This window comes from Fusobacterium perfoetens ATCC 29250 (genome assembly GCF_000622245.1).
GTDB lineage: Bacteria > Fusobacteriota > Fusobacteriia > Fusobacteriales > Fusobacteriaceae > Fusobacterium_B > Fusobacterium_B perfoetens.
The window spans coordinates 76,794-98,304 of record NZ_JHXW01000004.1 but is presented as its reverse complement, the minus strand read 5'-3'; the positions used below and the strand labels follow the sequence as shown (position 1 = coordinate 98,304).

At 25.5% G+C, this 21,511-nt stretch carries 18 protein-coding genes and 1 other RNA gene; 17 read left to right on the top strand and 2 right to left on the bottom strand.

All coding sequences use genetic code 11. The annotated features are described in order from the left end of the window. Positions 1-12: 12 nt before the first annotated feature. The 15 genes from T364_RS0101790 to rnpB all read left to right on the top strand — a co-directional run bounded on the left by T364_RS0101790 (position 13) and on the right by rnpB (position 18,853). On the top strand, positions 13-639 hold the full coding sequence (locus tag T364_RS0101790; RefSeq protein ID WP_027128047.1) for a LysE family translocator: 627 nt from the start codon (positions 13-15) through the stop codon (positions 637-639). An 804-nt stretch (positions 640-1,443) separates the two neighbouring features. Continuing rightward, complete coding sequence (locus T364_RS0101785) at positions 1,444-5,388, top strand: autotransporter outer membrane beta-barrel domain-containing protein (protein ID WP_027128046.1); 3,945 nt, start codon at positions 1,444-1,446, stop codon at positions 5,386-5,388. A 209-nt stretch (positions 5,389-5,597) separates the two neighbouring features. Next, the gene (locus T364_RS0101780) at positions 5,598-6,296 is read left to right on the top strand and encodes an undecaprenyl pyrophosphate synthase (RefSeq protein ID WP_027128045.1); all 699 of its coding nucleotides are present in this window, start codon (positions 5,598-5,600) and stop codon (positions 6,294-6,296) included. Continuing rightward, entirely contained in the window at positions 6,286-7,083 is a 798-nt protein-coding gene (locus T364_RS0101775) for a phosphatidate cytidylyltransferase (protein WP_027128044.1), read from the top strand. Before T364_RS0101780 ends, T364_RS0101775 begins: the two co-directional genes overlap by 11 nt. A gap of 16 nt (positions 7,084-7,099) precedes the next feature. After that, positions 7,100-8,257, top strand: coding sequence for a 1-deoxy-D-xylulose-5-phosphate reductoisomerase (locus tag T364_RS0101770; protein ID WP_027128043.1), 1,158 nt, complete (start codon positions 7,100-7,102; stop codon positions 8,255-8,257). A gap of 9 nt (positions 8,258-8,266) precedes the next feature. Then, positions 8,267-8,947 carry a dTMP kinase gene (locus T364_RS0101765; RefSeq protein WP_027128042.1) on the top strand — a complete coding sequence of 227 codons (681 nt, stop codon included), beginning with the start codon at positions 8,267-8,269 and terminating at the stop codon, positions 8,945-8,947. Beyond that, a complete protein-coding gene (locus tag T364_RS0101760; RefSeq protein WP_027128041.1) occupies positions 8,947-9,954 on the top strand; it encodes a M50 family metallopeptidase in 1,008 nt (335 codons plus the stop codon). Before T364_RS0101765 ends, T364_RS0101760 begins: the two co-directional genes overlap by 1 nt. A gap of 166 nt (positions 9,955-10,120) precedes the next feature. Beyond that, positions 10,121-11,506 (top strand): sigma-54-dependent transcriptional regulator, encoded by a 1,386-nt coding sequence (locus tag T364_RS0101755; protein ID WP_027128040.1) that lies wholly within the window; start codon positions 10,121-10,123, stop codon positions 11,504-11,506. Positions 11,507-11,533: 27 nt separating this feature from the next. After that, a complete protein-coding gene (locus T364_RS0101750) occupies positions 11,534-13,237 on the top strand; it encodes a peptidylprolyl isomerase (RefSeq protein WP_027128039.1) in 1,704 nt (567 codons plus the stop codon). A gap of 124 nt (positions 13,238-13,361) precedes the next feature. Continuing rightward, entirely contained in the window at positions 13,362-15,167 is a 1,806-nt protein-coding gene (gene dnaG / locus T364_RS0101745; RefSeq protein ID WP_027128038.1) for a DNA primase, read from the top strand. A gap of 15 nt (positions 15,168-15,182) precedes the next feature. After that, on the top strand, positions 15,183-16,448 hold the full coding sequence (gene rpoD, locus T364_RS0101740; RefSeq protein WP_027128037.1) for an RNA polymerase sigma factor RpoD: 1,266 nt from the start codon (positions 15,183-15,185) through the stop codon (positions 16,446-16,448). 41 nt (positions 16,449-16,489) lie between these two features. Further along, positions 16,490-17,266, top strand: a complete 777-nt coding sequence (locus tag T364_RS0101735) for a sigma factor (RefSeq protein ID WP_027128036.1) — start codon at positions 16,490-16,492, stop codon at positions 17,264-17,266. After that, positions 17,263-18,045, top strand: a complete 783-nt coding sequence (locus tag T364_RS0101730) for a Nif3-like dinuclear metal center hexameric protein (RefSeq protein ID WP_027128035.1) — start codon at positions 17,263-17,265, stop codon at positions 18,043-18,045. Before T364_RS0101735 ends, T364_RS0101730 begins: the two co-directional genes overlap by 4 nt. A 10-nt stretch (positions 18,046-18,055) precedes the next feature. Beyond that, complete coding sequence (locus tag T364_RS0101725; RefSeq protein ID WP_027128034.1) at positions 18,056-18,490, top strand: hypothetical protein; 435 nt, start codon at positions 18,056-18,058, stop codon at positions 18,488-18,490. A gap of 31 nt (positions 18,491-18,521) precedes the next feature. Next, positions 18,522-18,853: RNase P RNA component class A (rnpB, locus tag T364_RS10940), an RNA gene on the top strand. A 54-nt stretch (positions 18,854-18,907) separates the two neighbouring features. On the opposite strand, the gene T364_RS0101720 is transcribed toward rnpB, so the two are convergent. Both T364_RS0101720 and T364_RS0101715 read right to left on the bottom strand, forming a co-directional pair. After that, the gene (locus tag T364_RS0101720) at positions 18,908-19,570 is read right to left on the bottom strand and encodes a YwaF family protein (RefSeq protein WP_027128033.1); all 663 of its coding nucleotides are present in this window, start codon (positions 19,568-19,570) and stop codon (positions 18,908-18,910) included. 10 nt (positions 19,571-19,580) lie between these two features. Beyond that, positions 19,581-20,378: a ribonuclease H family protein gene (locus T364_RS0101715; RefSeq protein ID WP_081775650.1), complete on the bottom strand. Its 798-nt coding sequence runs from the start codon at positions 20,376-20,378 to the stop codon at positions 19,581-19,583. A gap of 169 nt (positions 20,379-20,547) precedes the next feature. Between T364_RS0101715 and rpmE the strand changes: the two genes are divergently transcribed. Beyond that, positions 20,548-20,757 carry a 50S ribosomal protein L31 gene (rpmE, locus tag T364_RS0101710; protein ID WP_027128031.1) on the top strand — a complete coding sequence of 70 codons (210 nt, stop codon included), beginning with the start codon at positions 20,548-20,550 and terminating at the stop codon, positions 20,755-20,757. A 69-nt stretch (positions 20,758-20,826) separates the two neighbouring features. Beyond that, positions 20,827-21,453 (top strand): uracil phosphoribosyltransferase, encoded by a 627-nt coding sequence (gene upp, locus T364_RS0101705; RefSeq protein ID WP_027128030.1) that lies wholly within the window; start codon positions 20,827-20,829, stop codon positions 21,451-21,453. Positions 21,454-21,511 lie beyond the last annotated feature (58 nt).

The window sequence follows — 21,511 nt, the reverse complement described above, 5'->3', positions numbered from 1 at the left end:
GGTGGAGAAAAAATGTTTGGAATAATTAATTATGGAGTATTTTTTACATCTTGTATAATTTTACATTTAACTCCAGGAGCTGATACTATGTATATTTTAGGTAGAACTCTCTCTGGGGGAAAAAATTCTGGGATAGTTTCAGTATTAGGAATATCAACAGGAGTATTTTTTCATACTTTATTAGTAGCTTTTGGACTTTCAACAATATTAGTAAAATCTATTTTTGTTTTTAATTTAATAAAATATTTGGGAGCTTTTTATCTAATTTATTTAGGATTTAGAAGTATATTAGAGAAAGAAAAAATAGAAAAAGATAATATAGATACAAATCTTCCAAGAAAAAAATTATTAGAAATCTATAAGCAAGGAATTTTAACTAATATATTAAATCCAAAGGTAGCAATATTTTTTCTAGCTTTTTTACCTCAATTTATTGATGAAAGTAGTAGTTATGGAATAATACCTTTTTTACTTTTAGGAATTAGTTTTATTATAACAAGTAGTATATATGGAATAATTTTAGTTTTGTTTGCTTCAAAACTTTTGAAAGGCATAGAAAAAACAAATATAATGAAAAAAGTTTCAGGAATAATTTATATTATTTTAGGAGTTATGTTATTAAAAGCAAAATTAAATTAATATTATTAAGGAATATTTTTATTATGATTATATTTATAATTATATAAAATATATTCCTTTTTTTGTTTTTTTGATAATTTAATAAAAAATGTGCCAGTTGTTGCCAAAAGTGTGCCAAAACTTAAAATTTTTAATTTTAGATAAAATAATATGTTATATAAATATGTGCCAAAGTGTGCCAAAAAACATTTTAAAAAATCTAGTTATAAAATATTAATATTAAATAATTTATAAAAAATTTGTTGCCAAAATTATAAAAAAAACTTCACTATATATATAATTTTTTTGAAAAAGTTTAAAAAAAAATAGATATATAGGAAAAAGTGGCACTTTGGCACAAATTATAAAAAATAGATATAACTATTGTAAATATAGATTATAAAAGTTGTGCCAAAATTTTAAAAATTTATATTATTTGTTACCAAATTTTTTATTTATTAAGAGTAGGATTAAGAATAAAAATTTAACTATCTAATAATATTTAATTTAGTATAAAGTATAAAGACAAATTTTGCCATTTGTTAAAATAGTGATACAAAAAAATAAATATAATCTAAAAAAATATTTTTTGTTATATTTTAATATTGAAATACTTTAAAATAAATACATGTATATAAGATTGAATGTTATTTTTGATAAAAAAGTATTGCTTTTTTTTTTTTTTTTTTTGTAGTAAACTTTTATTAAGAAATAAATGTAATGATTGCAATTTAAGAGGATATAAAAAAAACAAAAGTTTTTATATATCTATTTTAGATTGCTTTTTTTTATCTAAAAAATAATTTATTATTATGGGGGTGTACTATGAAAGATAATATTGAAAAAAGTTTGAAGAGATGGCTTAAGAGAAAAGTTAAAGTAACATTGGCGTTAATAACTACTTTTTTAATAACTGGTAGTATTGGTTATGCTGATTTTATAATTGAAGATATCGCAGGTGGGAAAAAATTAACTGGAAATAATAATGAAAGTTTTACCGAATATAAATCTTCAGAACATGGGGGAATGACCTTAGACCAATTTAAAGAAATACATATTACTGTTACAGATAAATCAGGATTAAAAACATGGAGTGGTAGATATGATTTACCAAATACTGATTTATATATTACTGTTAATGGGAAGGCATCAAACTCTGATGGAATTCATTTAACAAACTGGAATCCTCATATAGTATTAAATAAGTATGTTGCAAATATAGACGCTCCTATATCAGATGCTTTAAATTTAAGTCGTGATGCTACTTCAGCATATGCAACTATAAATTATTTAGATGTTACAGTAAAACAAGGACATGGAATAAGAGCTAATTCATCAATACAAAGTGAAAATGAAATTCATAAAATTACTATAAATGAATCAGCTAAAATTGATATTTATGGTAAGGGTTATACTGCTGTTTTTGCAGGTTGTGATGAAACTTTAAGAGATAACTCAAAAGGAAAAGGGGAAATATATTTAAAAGGAATAACAAATATAAATTTATTTGAAAATAATTCTTATGGTATATGGGCAGGAAAAGATGGATATATTGAAGTTGGAGATGTAGTTATAAATGGATATAAAGATAATAATGGTATAGTTGCTAATAATAAGAGCCTAGGTGGATTTATATTTGGTGGAAAAAATAGACATGGCAGTGAAATATTATTAAAGGGAAATAATGTAACTATTAATCTTAATTCAGGAAAAGCTATTTGGGCTGATAGTGAATATGGAAAAATTACTTCTGAAAATAATAAAGAAATATTATATAATATAAAAGGAGACATTTTAGCTTCTAATAGTGGATTAATAAATTTAAATATTGCTTCAGGCTCTTTAATAAATGGGAATGCTACTTCAAATAAAGGAAATTTAACTCTTAATTTTTCTGGAGAAGGACAACATTTATGGAGAAACTCTTCTGAAAATAATACTGTTATGGGAATAGAAAATAGTAATGGAGGAAAAATTTCTTTAACTGGTAGTAATCTTATTATGGAAGTAAATGGAAAACAATTAACTGGAGAAAGCGCAAAACAAGTTGGTACTAATTCAACTGTAACTAGTTTTTTTGATGATGTAACTCAAGGAATAAAGATTGAAGGAAAAGAAAATAAATTTGAAATAGCTGGAATAAATGAATTCAAATCTAGTGATATAGCTATAACAAGTAAAAATGCTAACATGGTATTTAATGGAACTAATCGTTTTGAAGGAAATAATTATTTAATTCAAAAATATGATAAAGAAAATTTGATGGTAAGACCAGTAATTCAAGCTATAGAAGGTGGTAATATTAGTTTATCAGGTAATACTACTATAATAAGTAATACTGGCGAAGATGGACAAAAAGATGATATTAAAATTAATAATGTAGGAATATATACAGAAGGAAAAGATTCGTCATCTACTGTAAATGGAAGTTTAACAATAATTTCTGGAAATGATATATTTGAAAAAGAAGACAATCCTTATAATCCAGACGATATTTATACAGAAAAAGCAAAAGAAATTATAGAAAATACGGATATTTCTTTGATGGCAACAGCTGGAGGAAAAATAAAAGTAGAAGGAAAAGATGAAAGTAAGATTTATTTAATAGGAGATATTATTTCAGGAAAAGAGAAATCATTAATAGAAATAAATAATGGAAAAAATAGTAGTACAATAGTAGTAGGAGAAGTTCTTGCAGCTAATGGCGGAAAAGTAAATTTAGATATGTCTAATGGTGGATACTTTGTTGGAAGAGTAGATGATTATTCTTCAAGAGATTTTGATGGTATAGGGTTGCGTAATGATAAATTCTCATCAGATATAACTTCAGGTGGAGAAGTTACTTTAAATTTAGGAAATAATGCTATGTGGAATGTCATAGGTCAAAGCTTTATAACTAATCTTAATTTTACTGATGGTGGTGGAGTTGTAGATTTAACATATGAAGGAAACGCTTTGAGAATAAAAAATCTAACTGGAGAAGGAACTTTTAATTTAACATTAAACGCAGAGGAAAAAGAATTAGGAAATATGTTATATATTTATGATGTAGGTACTGGAATTGAGGCACTATCTTTAGATGATAATTCAGATGGTCAAGAATCTAAAGTATTAACTCAAAAAATAAACTTAACAGATAGTGTTTTATCTTTAGATTATGGAGAAAAATTACGTTTTGCTACATTAGGAAAAAATGCTTATGGAAAAGTAACATTTGAAGTAAATGAGGTAAAAGAAAGAGGTATTAATAATGTTTCTTTTGAAACTCATAATGAAGATTATGATATAAATGATGAAGAAAATAAAGTTTATAATGGTGATGGAGCAAGTGCTAATAAACCAGGAGATAGTCTTGTTTCTGGAAATAAAGAACAAACAAAAGATAATACATCAACAACTTTGGAAATAACATTAGCTGATGACGAAACAACTACAGAAGAAGGAAAATTTATTGCTTCTGAAAACTGGTATTTAACAAGAGTAGGAGAAGAAATCAATGATGGTGGAAAAACTATATTAGAAATGTCAAGAGCCAACTATGCAAGTGCTGTATATATGGATAACCTTAATAAACGTTTAGGAGATATGAGTTTTGTAGATGGTGATGAGGGAATTTGGACAAGAATTAGAAATGATAGAGTTGGAGAAGATAAAGAATATAGATTACGTAATAATATGTACCAATTAGGTTATGACAAAACTTATCCAATGGACGATGGAAAAGGAAATGAATATAGAGGAATAGCGCTTGAATACACAGAAGGAACTATGGAATATAAAAATATAATAGGAGAAGCAGATATAGACCGTGTAGCTTTATGGTTATATGATACAAATGTTTATAATGATGGATTCTATAGTGACTATGTATTTAGAGTAGGAAGAATGTCAAATAACTTCAGTATAAATGGAAGAGAAACTGGAGCTAAAGTAGAAGGGGATTTTAGAAACCTATTCTTAGGAGCAAGTGCAGAATTTGGGAAAAGATACGATTTAACAGAAAAAACATACTTTGAACCACAAGCGCAATTACAATATACATATATAGAAGATGTAGATTATACAACAAATCAAGGAACAAGAGTAGATTATAGTGATATTCATAGTTTAATTGGTCGTATAGGATTTAGATTAGGTCATGATTTCTATAACGATAACGGTAAAGACAATACAATTTACTTAAAAGCAGATGTAAATCATGAATTTTTAGGAGAACAAGATGTAAATGCTGTGGATATGACAGGTTCACTAGGAGAAGAATTTAGAAATTACAAAAATAAAGGAACTTGGTATGATGTAGGAATAGGAGCAGCTAAAAATATGACAGAAAATCTATATGTATATGCAGATATAGAAAGACAATTTGGTCATAGAGATGATAATTCATGGCAATTTAATTTAGGATTTAGATATAAGTTTAGTAGTATAAAAGATTTTTCATTAACAAATCTATTTGACTTTGATAAATCAGAAATTAAACCAGAAGGAAAAGAAACAATAGAAAAAGTATCAAAAGAATTGAATAAAAAAAAATATAAAGGAACATTAAAATTAGAAGGGCATACAGACTGGACAGGAACAAGAGAATACAACCAAGGTCTATCAGAAAGAAGAGCCAAAGCAGTAGAAGAAGAATTAAAGAAAAATGTAACAAATGAAAAATTAAAATATGAAACAAAAGGATATGGAGAAGATAGACCAGTAGTAGACAACAGAACAAAAGAAGGAAGAGCAAAAAATAGAAGAGTAGAAGTAAAATATGAAAAATAAGACTACTTAAATAAATTAGTTGTTTTAATGTAATTAATATTCATAAAGGTAAAAGCTCGAGAGAAATCTCGGGCTTTTATTATTAACAAATCTAAATTATTAAATAAAATAAAAAAATAACAAGATTAAAAAAAGAATATAATGTAAATATGTATGGAAAAAAAACAAAATATATGATAGAATCTTAGAATAATAAGTGAGGTGAAAAATTGGAAAAAAATATAAATATACCAAAACATATTGGAATTATAATGGATGGAAATGGAAGATGGGCTAAAAGTAAAAATAGACCTAGAGTTTTTGGACATAAAGCTGGAGCAACAGCCTTAAGAAAAATAGTAGAACATTGTAGAAGAATAGGGGTAGAGTATTTAACAGTCTATGCTTTCTCAACAGAAAATTGGAAAAGGTCACAAGAAGAAGTAAATGCTTTAATGACTTTGTTTAAAACATATATAAACTCAGAAAGAAAAATGTTATTAGATAATAATGTAAGATTTATGGTTTCAGGAAGAAAAGAGGGAGTTAGTGAATCTCTTTTAAAAGCAATAGAAAAATTACAAGAAGAAACTTCAAAAGATTATAAAATGACATTAAATATTGCATTTAATTATGGAGGAAGAGCTGAAATAATTGATGCAATAAAAAAAATAAAGGATTCTCAAGAGGAGGTTACAGAGGAAAATTTTTCAAAATATCTATATAATGATTTGCCAGACCCAGAATTAATTATAAGAACAAGTGGAGAATTTAGAATTTCAAATTTTCTTCTTTGGCAAATAGCTTATTCAGAATTTTATATAACAGATACTTATTGGCCAGATTTTGATGAAAAAGAATTAGAAAAGGCAATATACAGTTATAACAAAAGAGAAAGAAGATTTGGAGGAAGATTAGATGCTGAATAGAATATTAATAGCCATATTAGGTATTCCTGTATTAATGTTTATATATTTAAAAGGAGATATTTATTTATTATTACTTGCTAGTATAATTATAGGTATAGCTCTACATGAATTTTATAAAATGTCAGAGGTTGTAGAAATAAAACCTTATAAAAATTTAGGTGTATTAACAGGGGTATTAATCCCAAATGTTATGTATTTTGTGGGGCTTGAAGAAACTTTTGGACTTATAATTCTATCTTTAGTTTTAATGTTAGGTATAAGAGTTATAAAAAATCAAATAGAAAATACAACTAGAGATGTTGGAACAAGTTTATTAGGAATAATTTATATTGGTTTGATGTTTGGACATATTATAATGTTTCAAGGTCTTGAGAATGGTGGTAAATGGCTTATTGCAGTTCAAATTATGGTATGGGTATGTGATACAGCAGCATATTTTGTTGGAATGAGTATTGGAAGAAAATTCTTTAAAGAAGGATTTTCTATAATCAGCCCTAAAAAATCAAAAGAGGGAGCTATTGGAGGAATTATTTTTACGATTCTTAGTTTATTTGTAATAAATAAAATATTTCATTTATCAGATAATAATATAGCAATATTTTGGTTAGGATTAATAGTAAGTATAACAGCACAAATCGGAGATTTGGCTGAATCAATGTTTAAAAGAGAATTTAAAACAAAAGATTCAAGTAGAATTTTAGGAGAACATGGTGGGATACTTGATAGATTTGACAGTATGATTTTTGTTATTCCAATGGCATATTATATATTAAAAATATTTGAATAATGAGGTAGAGTAAGTTATGAAAAATATAACAATATTGGGGTCAACAGGAAGTATAGGAACTAATGCTTTAGAAATTATTAGAAATAAAAGAGATGAATTTAATGTAATAGGATTAAGTGCTCATAGTAATTATAAATTAATAATAGAGCAAATAAAAGAATTTAATCCAAAATATATTTCTATAGGAACAGAAGAGGGAAAAGAAAAAATAAAGGCTGAATTTCCAGAATTAGAAGTTTATGTAGGTAGAGAGGGATTAAAAAAATTAGGACAATTAGAGGAAACTGATATAATTTTAGTATCTGTAATAGGAGCTATTGGAATTGAAGCTACATCAGAAGCAATAAAATTAGGAAAAAGAATTGCTTTAGCTAACAAAGAAACAATGGTAGCTGGTGGAGATTATATAAATAAACTTCTAAAAGAAAATTCTAAGTCAGAAATAATTCCTGTAGATAGTGAGCATTCAGCGATATTTCAATCATTACTTGCTGGAAAAAAATCTCAAGTAAAAAATATTATTTTAACAGCAAGTGGTGGAACTTTTAGAGGAAAAAAAGAGGAAGAATTAAAAGATGTTACTGTTGAAGAAGCTCTAAAACATCCAAATTGGTCAATGGGTAAAAAAATTACAGTGGATTCTTCATCACTTGTTAATAAGGGATTAGAAGTTATAGAAGCTCATCATTTGTTTAATGTAGATTACGACCAAATAAAAGTTGTAATTCATCCTCAAAGTATAATTCATTCTCTTGTAGAATTTCAAGATAATGCAGTTATAGCTCAATTAGGTGTTACTGATATGAAACTTCCAATACAATTAGCTTTTACTTATCCTGATAGAATACAAAATAATTGTTTAGATACTTTAGATTTATTAAAAGTAGGAAACTTAACTTTTGAAGAACCAGATAGAAAAGTTTTTAAAGGATTAGATTTAGCTTATAAAGCTGGAAAGATTGGAAAATCAATGCCTACAGTTTTAAATGCTGCTAACGAAATAGCTGTTGAGTTATTTTTAAATAAAAAAATAAAATTTTTAGATATTTATAAAATTATAGAAAAAGCAATGGATAATCATTCTTTGGTAGAGATAAATGACTTAGATTCTATATTAAAGGTAGATAATGCTACTAGAGAATGGGTATACAAAAATTATGTAAATATTATTTAGGAGAGAGAAATGGGAAAAATAATAGTTATAGAAGGTACAGATTCTAGTGGAAAAGAAACTCAAACAAATAGACTTTTTGAAAAATTATTATTAGATAAATTAAATGTAAAAAAAATAACTTTTCCTAATTATGATAGTCCAGCTTGTGCACCTGTAAAAATGTATTTAGCTGGTGAGTTTGGAGAAACTCCATTAAAAGTTAATCCATATCCAATTTCAACTATGTTTGCTATTGATAGATATGCTTCTTTTAAAAAAGATTGGGAAGAATTTTACAATAATAATGGAGTAATAGTTACAGATAGATATGTTCAATCAAATATAATTCATCAGGCTTCAAAGTTGGCGACAAAAGAAGAAAAAAGAAAATATATTGAGTGGCTAGAGGATTTAGAATTTGAAAAAATTGGAATTCCTAGAGCTGATTTAGTAATTTTCATAAATATGCCACTTGAGTTTGCTAAAATCCTTATGGCTAATAGAAAAAATAAAATCACAGGAGAAGAGAAGAAAGATATTCATGAAAGAGATGAGGAATATATGAGAAAATCATATGAAAATGCTTGTGAAGTTGCAAAAACTCAAGGTTGGACAGAAGTTAATTGTGTAGAAAATGGAAGATTAAAAACAATAGAGGAAATATCAGAGGAAATATACAAAATTGTAAAGAATAAATTGGAGGAAAGATAATGAAAATTTTAATTTCCTTACTCGTTTTAGGCGTTATTATCTTAATACATGAGTTAGGACATTTTTTAAGTGCTAGATTATTTAAAATACCTGTGGAAGAATTTTCTGTAGGAATGGGAACAGAAGTGTATACTTATGATGGAATGAAAACTAAATACTCTTTTAGAGCAATTCCAATAGGTGGGTATGTAAATATTAAAGGTATGGACTTAGAAGATAAAAGTGAAGATGGATTTAATTTAAGACCAGCTTATCAAAGATTCATAGTTTTAATAGCTGGAGTTTTTATGAACTTTTTATTAGCTTATACAATATTATTTGGAATGATATATACAAGTGGAGAGATAAAAATAGATGAAAGACCTGTAGTAGGAAAGGTAATTTCAGAAAAAAATACTACACTACAAGAGGGAGATTTAATATTAGAAATTGAAGGTAAAAAAATAAATACTTGGTGGGATATAAAAGAAACTATAAACTCTTTAGATAATTCAAAAGATTTAGAAAAAAATATATTGATAGAAAGAGATGGAGAAAAAAAAGAAATAGTTACAAAATTAACTAAAAATAATGAAAATAATAAATATTATTTAGGGATATCTCCAGAGTATCATATAGAAAAATATGGAATAGGTGAAAGTTTAAATTTAGCTTTAAAAGGTTTTGGAAATATATTGGATAGTTTAAAAATGATGATAAATGGGGAAGTAAAAAGAGAGGAAATAAGTGGACCTATTGGAATAATAAATATAGTAGGAGAAGCTAGTAAATTAGGAATTGGAACTTTACTGTGGTTAGTGGCAGTTCTTTCAATAAATATTGGAATTTTTAATCTGTTACCATTTCCAGCTCTTGATGGAGGAAGATTAATATTTGTTATATTAGAAATATTAAAAATAAAAGTGAATAAAAAAGTAGAAGAAAGAATTCATTATGGTGGAATTATTATTATATTTATGTTGATTATATTTATAACAGCTAATGATTTTATGAATTTGATAAGATAAAAGTAGAAAATTCTAGTTTATAAAATAAACAAAAAAATTAATAAAAGGATATAATTAAAAAAAAGTCTTGAAAAAATACAAAAAAACTATTATAATACAGATATAAAAGTTTTAAAATAGTTCGTAAATATTTTTAAGAATAGTATATAAAAATTAGGAGGTAGTAATGAAAAAGTCAGTATTAGCAATATCTGAAAGAAAAGAAGTTTTAAAAGAAATTAGAAAAGAATTAGTTAAATATTATGAAGTTATAACTTTCAATAACTTACTTGATGGATTAGATATGTTGAGAGAAAGTGATTTTGATGTGGTATTATTAGACCAGTATTTAACATGGTTTAATTTTATTGATGCAAAGAAAAAATTAAATGGATTAGGGAAAGAATTTGTAACAATTGGTCTTATAGATGAAGAAACAGATGAAATTTTAGATGAATTAGAAAAAGCTGGAATTTATAGTTATGCTTTAAAACCAATTAATGGAGAAGAAATAGTAAAACTTATAAAACCAGCATTAGTAAATATTGAAAATGTAAAAAAATATAAAAAATTAAAAGAGAAAATAGCTGAATTAGAAGAACAAAAAGAAATAATAGGACAATCTATAAAAATAAAAGAAGTAAAAGCTAAAGTAGAAAAAATGGCAACAACAGATTTACCTATACTAATTACAGGAGAAGCTGGGGTTGGAAAAACTTTAGTTGCTAGAGAAATCTATAGAAAAAGTGATAGAAGAAGAAAGGATTTTTATACTTTAAATTGTGGAACAATGACAAGTGAAGTATTAGAAAGAGAATTATTTGGATATGAAAGAGGAGCTTTCCCAGGAGCTATATCTAGTAAAAAAGGTATTCTAGAAGAAATTGATGGAGGAACTTTATTTATAGATGAGATAGCTGGAATAGATATAAAAATCCAATCAAGAATTTTAAAAGTTATTGAATATGGAGAGTATAGAAAAGTTGGAGGAACTAGAGCTAAAAGAGCTGATGTAAGATTTATAGTTTCTACAGATAAAGATTTAAGAGATGAAATTGAAAAAGGAAAATTCAGAAAAGATTTATATCACAGATTAAATGGATTTAAAATAGAAGTTCCACCTTTAAGAGATAGAAGAGAGGATATACCATTATTAGCAAACTATTTTTTAACAGGAATTTCTAAAGATTTAAATAAACCAATTCCTGTACTTTCAGGAGAAGTAATGAAATATTTATTAGAATATGCTTTCCCTGGAAATATTAGAGAATTAAGAAATATGTTAGAAAGAATGATAATCTTATCAGATGAAAGAATAATTGATATTGAAAATCTACCTCTTGAAATAAAAATGAAATCTGATACAGTTGAAAATAAAACTGTCTCAGGAATTGGACCATTAAAAGAAATATTAGAAAAAGAAATATTTAGTCTTGATGATGTTGAAAGAGTTGTTATTGCTATGGCATTACAAAGAACTAGATGGAATAAACAAGAAACAGCTAAGATTTTAGGAATAGGAAGAACAACTTTATATGAAAAAATCAGAAAATATAAATTAGATGATAAATAAAAAACAGAAAGAAAGGACTAAAATATCATGGCTATTAGAAAATTTAGAAAACAAATGAAAGTTATAACTGTAATTATAACAGTAGCTTTTATTGTTTCTTCATTAGCATTATATGTAATGAATCACATAACATATTCATCAACTAAAAATTATGCTTTAAAAATAAATGGAAACAAAATAAAAATAGAAGATGTATTAAGAAGTAAGAATATGATATCAAATAATTTTAAAAATGAAATAGATGAAGATATAGTAGGAACTTTAGCTTTGGACCAAGTAATAGAAAATGAACTTGTTCAAGAAATGGCTGATAGTTTAAAAATAAAGATTTCATCTAAAGATATCAATAATGAGTATAATAACTTAGAATCTAATTTTAAAGACAAAGAACAATTTAAAAGGATGTTAACAGCTCAAGGTTATACAAAGGCTTCTTTAAAGAAAGAATTAGAAAGAAGTATGAAAAGTATAAAACTTAAAGAAACAATAGGTGGAAATATTAGTGTAACAGATGAAGAAATAGAAGAATTCTATGAAGAAAATAAATTTACAATGTTACAAGGACTTTCTTTAGAGGAAAGTAAAGAACAAATAAGAGGATATTTAAAAGAAGAAAAAGCAGGAGAATTATATCAAAAAGAGATTACTAAATTAAAAGAAAAAATGGTTATTACAGATGTTGACCCACAATTTACAAACTACTTAGAAAAAACAAAAGTAGAAAAAGAGGGAATTACTTTTACTAATGTAGATTATAATAAAATTTATATTACATTTATAAGTAATGGAGTTCCTAAAGATAAAGCTTTAGAAGAAACAGATAGATTTATTGATACACAAATAAAGATATTAAAAAAAGCAGAAGAATATCAGGTTAAATTAGAAGAGGGGTTACCAATTTCTTTACAAGTAAAGGAAGCTTATGATGGTATTTATAATGCTATAGAAAAGAAGATAACTCCTACACAAGAAGAATTAAATAGTTATTTTGAAAAAAATAGAGCAAGATATGATATACAACCATCAGCTGATGCTTATATTTCTTTTGTAAAAATAGAGCCATCTGATTTAGATAAAGCAAATTCTGAAAAAAAAGCTAAAGAGATATTAGTAACTGTAACACCAGAAAATTTTGCAAGTATTGCAAAAGAAAAATCTGATTATCCAAGTTCAGCAAATGGAGGAGAATTAGGTTGGTTTACAAAAGAGCAAATGGTATCAGAGTTTTCTGAGGCAGCTTTTAAAGGTGAAGCGGGAAAAATATATCCAGAAGTTGTTAATACAGTTTTTGGTTCACATATAATTTATGTACAAGAGAAAGATGGAGATAAAGTAAAAGCTAGTCATATTTTAGTAAAAAATGAGATTTCTCAAGAAACTATTGCTAATAAATTAAAAGAAGTTCAAGAACAAGCAGAAAAAATTTCTAATGGGGAATTAACTTTTGGAGATTTACCATTGGATAAATATCTAAATACTAATTTATTTAACGGAATCACAGACCAAGGATATATTCCAGGATTAGGATATAAAGAAAATTTAACAAATGAAATTTATAAAGCTCCTTTAAACAAAGTTGTAGCTAAAAATTTAGATGGAGAAATTTTCCTTTTCCAAAAAGTGAATGAAATAAAACCTAGAAAAGTAGACTTATCAGAAGTAAAAGAAAATGTTGAAAGAGATTATAAAGCTCAAAAAGCAACAGAAAAGATACAAGAGGTTTTAAAATAAAAAAAGGCAACCTTTATAGGTTGCCTTTCTAATCAGGAAATTAAGAGAGTTTTATTAAAATAATTGATATTTATAATAAAATATATTATAATATACTTTTGGAGATTTCTTTTAGGAGAAGTTAATGAGATATAGGTCAGAAGATATAGAAAATTTATTAAATCAATTAAGAATAGAAGAAGTAGTAGGAGATGTAATTGAATTAAAGAAAAGTGGAGCTAATTATAAGGGGCTTTGTCCTTTTCACCCTGATACAACTCCTTCATTTTCAGTTAGCCCGACTAAAAATATTTGTAAATGTTTTGTTTGTGGAGCTGGTGGAAACGCAATTAAATTTTACTCTATGTATTATAAAATTTCTTATGAAGAAGCTATTGAAGAGTTAGCTAAAAAATATAATATTTCTATAAAAGAATATAAAAGAAATTTTGCAAAAGAAAATGAGAATGAAAAATATTATAAGATAATGGAAGATGCACATAGATATTATCAAGATAATATTTTTGAAAATAATGGAAGAATAGCTTTAGAATATCTAAATAAAAGAGGTGTTAATCCTAAAATAATAAGAGAAAATCAGTTAGGATATGCTTTGAATGAGTGGAGTAGTCTGTATGATTACCTTGTAGTAAAGGGACATAAAAAAGAAGATATTATAGAGTTAGGTTTAGCCAAAAATGGAGAAAAAGGTGTATATGATACTTTTAGAAATAGAATAATTTTTCCTATATATTCAATAGGTGGGAAAGTTATAGCTTTTGGAGGAAGAACTTTAGAGAATAATAAAGAAGTTCCTAAATATATAAACTCACCAGATACACCAATATTCAAAAAAGGAAAAAATCTTTATGGAATAAAAGATAAGGGAAATATTTTAAAGAAAAAAAATTATTCATTATTAATGGAAGGGTACATGGATGTTTTATCGGCTCATTGTTATGGGTTTGATGTGGCACTTGCTTCTTTGGGAACTGCTTTTACATATGAACAAGGAGAGTTACTAAAAAAATATACTAATAATATTATAATGTCTTTGGATATGGATAATGCTGGACAAATGGCAACAGAAAGAACAGCTTTAATATTAAAAAATTTAGGATTTAATATTAGAGTTTTAAAATTAGAAAATGCTAAAGACCCTGATGAATTTTTAAAAAATTTTGGGAAAGAAGCTTTTTTAAAGGCAGTAAAAAATTCTTTAGAAATATTTGATTTCTTATATGAGATGTATTCAAAAGAATATGATTTATCTAATATAATGTCTAAAGAAAAATTTATAGATAGATTTAAAGAATTTTTTAAGAATGTAGAATCTACTTTAGAGAGAAGTCTTTATTTAGATAAATTATCCAAATATACAGGTATAGAAAAAAAATTATTACAAGAAACTTTAGTAGATAACAATATTTATCAAAAAAAAGAAGAAAGAAAAGAGTTTTTTTTAGAAAAAGAAAAGGAAAAAACAAGTAGTGTTAGTATATTAGAAGAAATGACTGTTGAATTGATTTTTTCACAGATTGATTTTTATAAATATTTTTCTGATAAAAATATAGAGTCATCTTTTGTGAAAAAAATATTTTATTTTTTTGAAGAAGTTAACGAAAATAAAAATATAAATTTCTTAAAAGAGTTTAAAGAATTTATAGAAAGAGAGAATTTTACAGAAGAAGAAAAAAATAAATTATTTATAATGCAATACAGAGCTTTAGATTATACAGATAATAAAAAAAAGCAAGAGTTGTTAAAGGAAATATTTAAATCTTGGTTCATAAAAGAGATAAAGGATATAAACATGCAAATGAAAAATTTGAAATTTTCACTAGAGGTAAAAAAGATAGAAATTTGTTTATATTCTGATATAAGTTTTGAGGAATTATTGGAAAAATATAAAAATTTTAGGGGGATACTAAGTGAATATAATATTTTATAAGGAGGCTTTTCAACTATGGAAGGATTAAAAGAATTAATAACAAATGAAAAAGTTCTTGCATTACTTCGTAAAGCTATTCAAGATAAGGTAGTAACTTATGAAGAAATCAATAGAGAATTAAAAGATGAACTTTCTGTTGAAAAGATTAAACAACTAATAGAGGGAATGATAGACCAAGGAATAGAAGTAGTTCTTGAGAAAGATTTAGTTGTTAAAAATAATAAGAAAACAAGCTCAGTACAAGAAAAGAAAGTAGAAAAAGACCCATTAGATTATATGGATTATGATGAATTTTCGGGACAAAATATATTAGATGAAGATGAGTTTGGAGACTTAGATGATTTAGATTTCCATGATTTTGATGATATGGATTTAGATGATTTTGATGATTATGGAAGAGATGATTTCTCAGATGATGATTATTATGGTGGAATAATACCTAATGAAATGGGAGTAGATGAGCCTATTAAAATGTATTTAAGAGAAATAGGACAAATCCCATTACTTAGTCATGCAGAAGAATTAGATTATGCAAAAAGAGCCTTTGAAGGGGATGACTATGCAAAACAACAATTAGTAGAAGCAAATTTAAGATTAGTTGTTAGTATTGCTAAAAAACATACAAATAGAGGATTAAAACTTCTTGATTTAATTCAAGAGGGAAATATTGGACTTATGAAAGCTGTTGATAAGTTTGAATATACAAAAGGATATAAGTTTTCAACATATGCTACATGGTGGATAAGACAAGCTATTACAAGAGCCATAGCTGACCAAGGTAGAACAATAAGAATACCTGTTCATATGATAGAAACAATTAATAAAATTAAAAAAGAAGCTAGAGTTTATTTACAAGAAACAGGTAGAGATGCTACTCCTGATATCATAGCTAAGAGATTAAATCTTGAAGTAGAAAAAGTAAAAGCTATTCAAGAGATGAATCAAGACCCAATATCTTTAGAAACTCCTGTTGGAAGTGAAGAAGATAGTGAATTAGGAGATTTTGTAGAGGATAACAAAATGTTAAATCCTTATGAAGAAACTAATAGAGTTTTATTAAAAGAACAACTTAATGAGGTTCTTAATACTTTAAATAACAGAGAAAAACAAGTTTTAAGATATAGATATGGACTTGAAGATGGAGCGCCAAAAACTCTAGAAGAAGTTGGAAAAATATTTAAAGTTACAAGAGAAAGAATTAGACAAATTGAAGTAAAAGCTTTAAGAAAATTAAGACATCCTAGTAGAAGAAAAAAATTAGAAGATTTCAAACAAAAATAAGAATAGGAGCAAAAGCTCCTATTTTTAAATAAGGAGAAAGAATGTTAATAGAAAATTTTGAAAGATTTGTATTTGAAAAATATAGAGATAATAATGAGTTTGCTAACTTTTTAATTGAAAATTTAGATTTTGATGTGGAATTAGAAAGAGAAAATGAGTTTTTAGTTTCAAAAAGAGAGGTACAAGAGTTAGAAAATGATGACGTTTTAGATTATTTAGAAGAAATAAATTTATATGAGCCTTTAACAGAAGAAGAATATCAAAATTTAAGTAATGAAATAGAGGAAGAAGAAGTTAGAGAAAAACTTTTAATTGATAATTTTAATGAGGTAGCAAGAATTGCTCTTTATTTTGTAAGAGAAGGCGTAGAGTATTTAGAGCTTATTCAAGAAGGAATAATGGGAGCTGTTGAAGCCATCAATAGATATACTTATGATAATGGAGATATAAAGAAATATATTAGAATTTGGGCAGCAAGACAAATGGGAATATATACAGAAGAAAGATTTGAACAAATAAGACAAGAATTTTTATTCTATTTTACAAAAACTCATATGGATGAAGTTGAAATAACAAATGAAGATAAAGAAAAGAAAATAAAAATTATTGAAAATTTATCAATAGATGATGTTTTGTTTACTCTTTCATATGATGAAATAAAGACAATGGAATATTATTTTGGTTTGGGATATGATAAAAGATATTCTGTTTTAGAAATAGAAAAAGAAATGGGATTAGAAAAGAATAAAGGAGAAGAGTTATTTACTAAAGCATTAGCTAAAATTTCTTCAAGAGATGGAAGGATGTTTTCATTATGATATTAAATGAAATAATAAAAGTTTTAGAAAAAAAATTTCCTACAACAAATAGTGAGGATTGGGATAATGTAGGATTATTAATTGGAAAAAGAAATAATGAAATAAAAAAGATACAGATTTCTTTAGATGTAACTAATAAGGTTTTAGAAAATGCAATAAAAAATAATGTAGATTTAATTATTTCACACCATCCTATGATATTTTCAGAGATTAAAAGAATTAATAGTGATACAATTTTAGGGAATAAAATAATAAAAGCAATAGAAAATAATATTTCAATTTATACTTTACATACAAATTTAGATAGTACTATTGGTGGATTAAATGATTTTGTAGGAGAAAGATTAGGTTTAACTAATGGTAAAATAATAGATGAAATAAAAGAGAATGAATGTGGAATAGGGAGAGTTTATTCTTTAAATGAAAAAGAAGAGTTTAATAATTTTTTACAAAAAATAAAAGAAACTTTTTTAAAAGAAAATATAAGAGTAGTTGGTAGAGAGTTAAATTCTAAAAAAATAAAAAAAATTGCTATTGTAAATGGTGCAGGAAGTAGTTATTGGAGAAAAGCTAAAAAAATGGGTGCTGATTTATTAATAACAGGTGATGTAAAATATCATGAGGCTTTAGAGGCTTTAGAAGAAAATTTTATAATAATAGATATAGGGCATTATGAAACAGAACATTTTTTTGGAAAAATAATTTTAAAAGAGTTAGAAGAAATAAAAGATATTAATATAATTGAATTTAATGACTTACCTGTTTTTACTAAGATATAATGGAGAAAAAATGAAAAAAATAATAAAATTTTTTATAATTAATATGTTTATATTTTCTCTTGCTTTTGCAAAAGTAAATATGGAAAAAGATATTTTAAATTTTAAAGAGTTAAGAAGAGTTGAAAGAGCTATAGAAAAATTAGAGAATTCTAAAAATATAAAAGTCTATTTAAATATTTTTGAAGGAGAAAATGATTTTTATACAGAAAATCCTCAAAAAGTTTTAATTTTTAATATTCAAAATATAGAAACTGATGAGTTAGGAATAGAGTTAAAATTTTCAGAAGACTTGAATATGGAAGAAAAATCTGTTGATTTAGGTATTATATTGGATAACTTTAAAAAAGAACTTTATAATAGAGAGTATGAGAAATATATAATAGGTGTATTGGAAGCTTTAGAAAAAGTCATTCCTGAAGAGGAAAATGAAGATTCTACTAGCTAAAAAAAGAAAAGTATGATATAATAAAAAACTGTAGGTATTACAGTTAATTGCTTGATTATTCAAGAGGAAAGTCCGGGCTCCATAGAGCAAGAGGATAGCTAACGGCTATTGGAAGTAATTCTAAGGAAAGTGCAACAGAAAACAAACCGCCAGAAATGGTAAGGGTGAAAAGGCAGTGTAAGAGACTACCAAATTTTTAGGGAACTGAAAATGTTTTGTAAACCCCCTCTGGAGCAAGACTAAGAAAGAAAGGTTAAGGGCTGCTCGTCCACTTTCATGGTAAGTTGCTTGAACTTATAAGTAATTGTAAGTCTAGATAAATAATTAACTGATACAAAACCCGGCTTACGTAATGCCTAAATAAAAAAGAGGATATTGTTTTATAATATCCTCTTTTTATATTGATTTTATTAGGAATTATTTTCTTTTTCTAAATAATAAATAAAATAAAAATCCAAGAAAAATAAATAGTACTTCAACTACTAATATATAAATTGGCCAAGGGCCAAAGAAATCAAGTGGAGTAGGAGTCAAAGGTTTGTGATTTATATACATATAATTAGTATTAAAAAATTTATTAAAATTATAAGCAACTATTGCTAAAATATTTAAACATATAAAAGTATATAAAATTCCTTTTTTAGTAGGACTAAATCCTAAATAAATCATTTGATATACAATCATAAATAGTATAAAAAAATGTTCTAAGAAAAATAATATTCCAAAAGGATTAGGAAAAACTACTACAGATTCTGGGAATAAAATAGCAGCTAAAGCTCCTAAAGACATATAAAAAATAATCTGAAAAGCTTTTATATTTGGTTTTATCATGAAGATTACTGCCATAATAAAAGAAACATTACATATATGAATAGGAAATAGAGCATATAAAGGTTCATGGTTAATATAAAATCTTCCTATATAACCAAGGATTTTAATTACTCCCATAGTAGAAGCTATTGAAATTTCAAAAAATCTACTATTTATAAATTTTCTTAAATATAATAAAGAGCCATAAAAAACAGTAAAAAATAAAATGTACATAATATGTTCAGTAGAAAAAAGTTTAATAAATTCCAAAATACCTCCTTTATTTATGGAAACCTAAATCAGCAGGATTAATATCACCAGATATATGTGATATAGTACCACCAATTTTTTCAAATTTTTTTCTTTTATAAGAAACTATCTTAGAAAGTTCAATGGTTTCACTATTAATATCACTTTTTATAATTCCTTTAGACCAATAATTTATAATTAAAGCACTATCTCCGAAAATATTTAAAATATTTTCTTTTAGAGCAATATCAAGAGCCATATCTAAAGCTTTTAATTCTCCAAAATTATTTGTTTTTTCAAAACCTAAGGATAAATTTCCAAATTCATTTATATTTTCATTAGGAAAATATCTTTTTAAAATTGAAATTCCATTTTTAAAGGAAACTTTAGCTTCAACTCCAATTCCTCTACCTGTACCAGCATCAAAATAGATTCCATCAACAAGAGTTTTTTCAATAAGAGCTTTTGTTTGATAAATTGCTCCATCTTCCAACCAATTTTTAGCTTCCTCATAAGTTTTAAAAGATTTATAACGACATTGATTATTTTCTATCTCTTCTTTACATTGAGTCCAATTATCAAAAATTTTATAAGACTTATCATTAATATAAAAACAAGCATAAAATTTAGAATTAGTTTTAGTAGAAGAAATATTTTTTCCATTTGGATTAAGTAGATTATCTAACCAATTTTTAGCTTCTTCATAAGTTTTAAAAGACTTATAACTAGATTTTATACCTAGAACTTTTTTTTGACAATCATCCCAATTATCTAAAATACCACTTTCTTTTGTAGATTCTATGTAATAACTATAAAATTTTTTATTCATATATACCTCACAGGAAAATAATATATATTTTATCATTTATTAAAGAAAAATAAAAGAGATAAAAAATAAATACTTTAGAATGTTTATAAAAAAACACTTGCAAAAATATCTAAAATATGGTAAAATTTCTTGTGAATTTATAAGTTTATTATCGAAAGAAGGTGAAAGAATGAAAAAGAATCTACATCCAGAATACAAAGTAGTTACAGTTGAATGTACTTGTGGAGAAAAATTTGAAACAAGATCAACTTATGCTAAAGGAGATCTTAAAATAGCTGTATGTTCTAAATGCCACCCATTCTATACAGGAAAGGCTAAGTTCTTAGATACTGCAGGAAGAGTTGACAAATTCAACAAAAAATATAATCTTAACAAATAAGGCAGGAAGAGGCAGGACTGAGGTCCTGCTTTTTTACTATATAGATAAATTTTTTTAGGAGGAAAACCCATGGCAATATTAGAAATAAAACACCCTTTAATTGAGCACAAATTAACTTATTTAAGAGACAAAAATACTGATACTAAAACTTTTAGAGAAAATTTAAATGAAATAGCAAAATTAATGATATACGAAACAACAAAAGATTTAGAATTAGAAGAAATTGAAGTAGAAACTCCTATTCAAAAAACAAAAGGATATGTATTGAAAGATAAAGCAATAGCAGTAGTTCCAATTTTAAGAGCTGGATTAGGAATGGTAGATGGAATTTTATCTTTAATTCCTACAGCAAAAGTAGGACATATAGGTGTTTATAGAGATGAAGAAACAATGAAACCTGTATATTATTATTGTAAACTTCCATTAGATATAAAAGATAGAAAAGTAATTTTAGTAGACCCAATGTTAGCTACAGGAGGGTCAGCAATTTATGCTATAGATTATTTAAAAAATGAAGGAGTTAAAAATATAACTTTTATGTGTTTAATATCAGCTCCAGAAGGAATAGCAAAAGTTCAAGAAGCTCATCCAGATGTAAATATTTATACAGCAAAAATAGATGAAAAATTAAATGAAAAATGTTATATTGTTCCTGGATTAGGAGATTGTGGAGATAGAATATTTGGAACTAAATAAGTTTAACCTTTAAATTGTATTTTTTTTATAAAAAATGATTGAAAAAAAATATATAAAG

Coding starts and splice junctions, on each gene's coding strand:
- T364_RS0101760 (WP_027128041.1), top strand. CDS start 8,947: ATGAAAATTTTAATTTCCTTACTCGTTTTAGGCGTTATTATCTTAATA.
- T364_RS0101785 (WP_027128046.1), top strand. CDS start 1,444: ATGAAAGATAATATTGAAAAAAGTTTGAAGAGATGGCTTAAGAGAAAA.
- T364_RS0101750 (WP_027128039.1), top strand. CDS start 11,534: ATGGCTATTAGAAAATTTAGAAAACAAATGAAAGTTATAACTGTAATT.
- T364_RS0101730 (WP_027128035.1), top strand. CDS start 17,263: ATGATATTAAATGAAATAATAAAAGTTTTAGAAAAAAAATTTCCTACA.
- rpoD (WP_027128037.1), top strand. CDS start 15,183: ATGGAAGGATTAAAAGAATTAATAACAAATGAAAAAGTTCTTGCATTA.
- T364_RS0101715 (WP_081775650.1), bottom strand. CDS start 20,378: ATGAATAAAAAATTTTATAGTTATTACATAGAATCTACAAAAGAAAGT.
- dnaG (WP_027128038.1), top strand. CDS start 13,362: ATGAGATATAGGTCAGAAGATATAGAAAATTTATTAAATCAATTAAGA.
- upp (WP_027128030.1), top strand. CDS start 20,827: ATGGCAATATTAGAAATAAAACACCCTTTAATTGAGCACAAATTAACT.
- T364_RS0101755 (WP_027128040.1), top strand. CDS start 10,121: ATGAAAAAGTCAGTATTAGCAATATCTGAAAGAAAAGAAGTTTTAAAA.
- T364_RS0101770 (WP_027128043.1), top strand. CDS start 7,100: ATGAAAAATATAACAATATTGGGGTCAACAGGAAGTATAGGAACTAAT.
- rpmE (WP_027128031.1), top strand. CDS start 20,548: ATGAAAAAGAATCTACATCCAGAATACAAAGTAGTTACAGTTGAATGT.
- T364_RS0101725 (WP_027128034.1), top strand. CDS start 18,056: ATGAAAAAAATAATAAAATTTTTTATAATTAATATGTTTATATTTTCT.
- T364_RS0101775 (WP_027128044.1), top strand. CDS start 6,286: ATGCTGAATAGAATATTAATAGCCATATTAGGTATTCCTGTATTAATG.
- T364_RS0101790 (WP_027128047.1), top strand. CDS start 13: ATGTTTGGAATAATTAATTATGGAGTATTTTTTACATCTTGTATAATT.
- T364_RS0101735 (WP_027128036.1), top strand. CDS start 16,490: ATGTTAATAGAAAATTTTGAAAGATTTGTATTTGAAAAATATAGAGAT.
- T364_RS0101765 (WP_027128042.1), top strand. CDS start 8,267: ATGGGAAAAATAATAGTTATAGAAGGTACAGATTCTAGTGGAAAAGAA.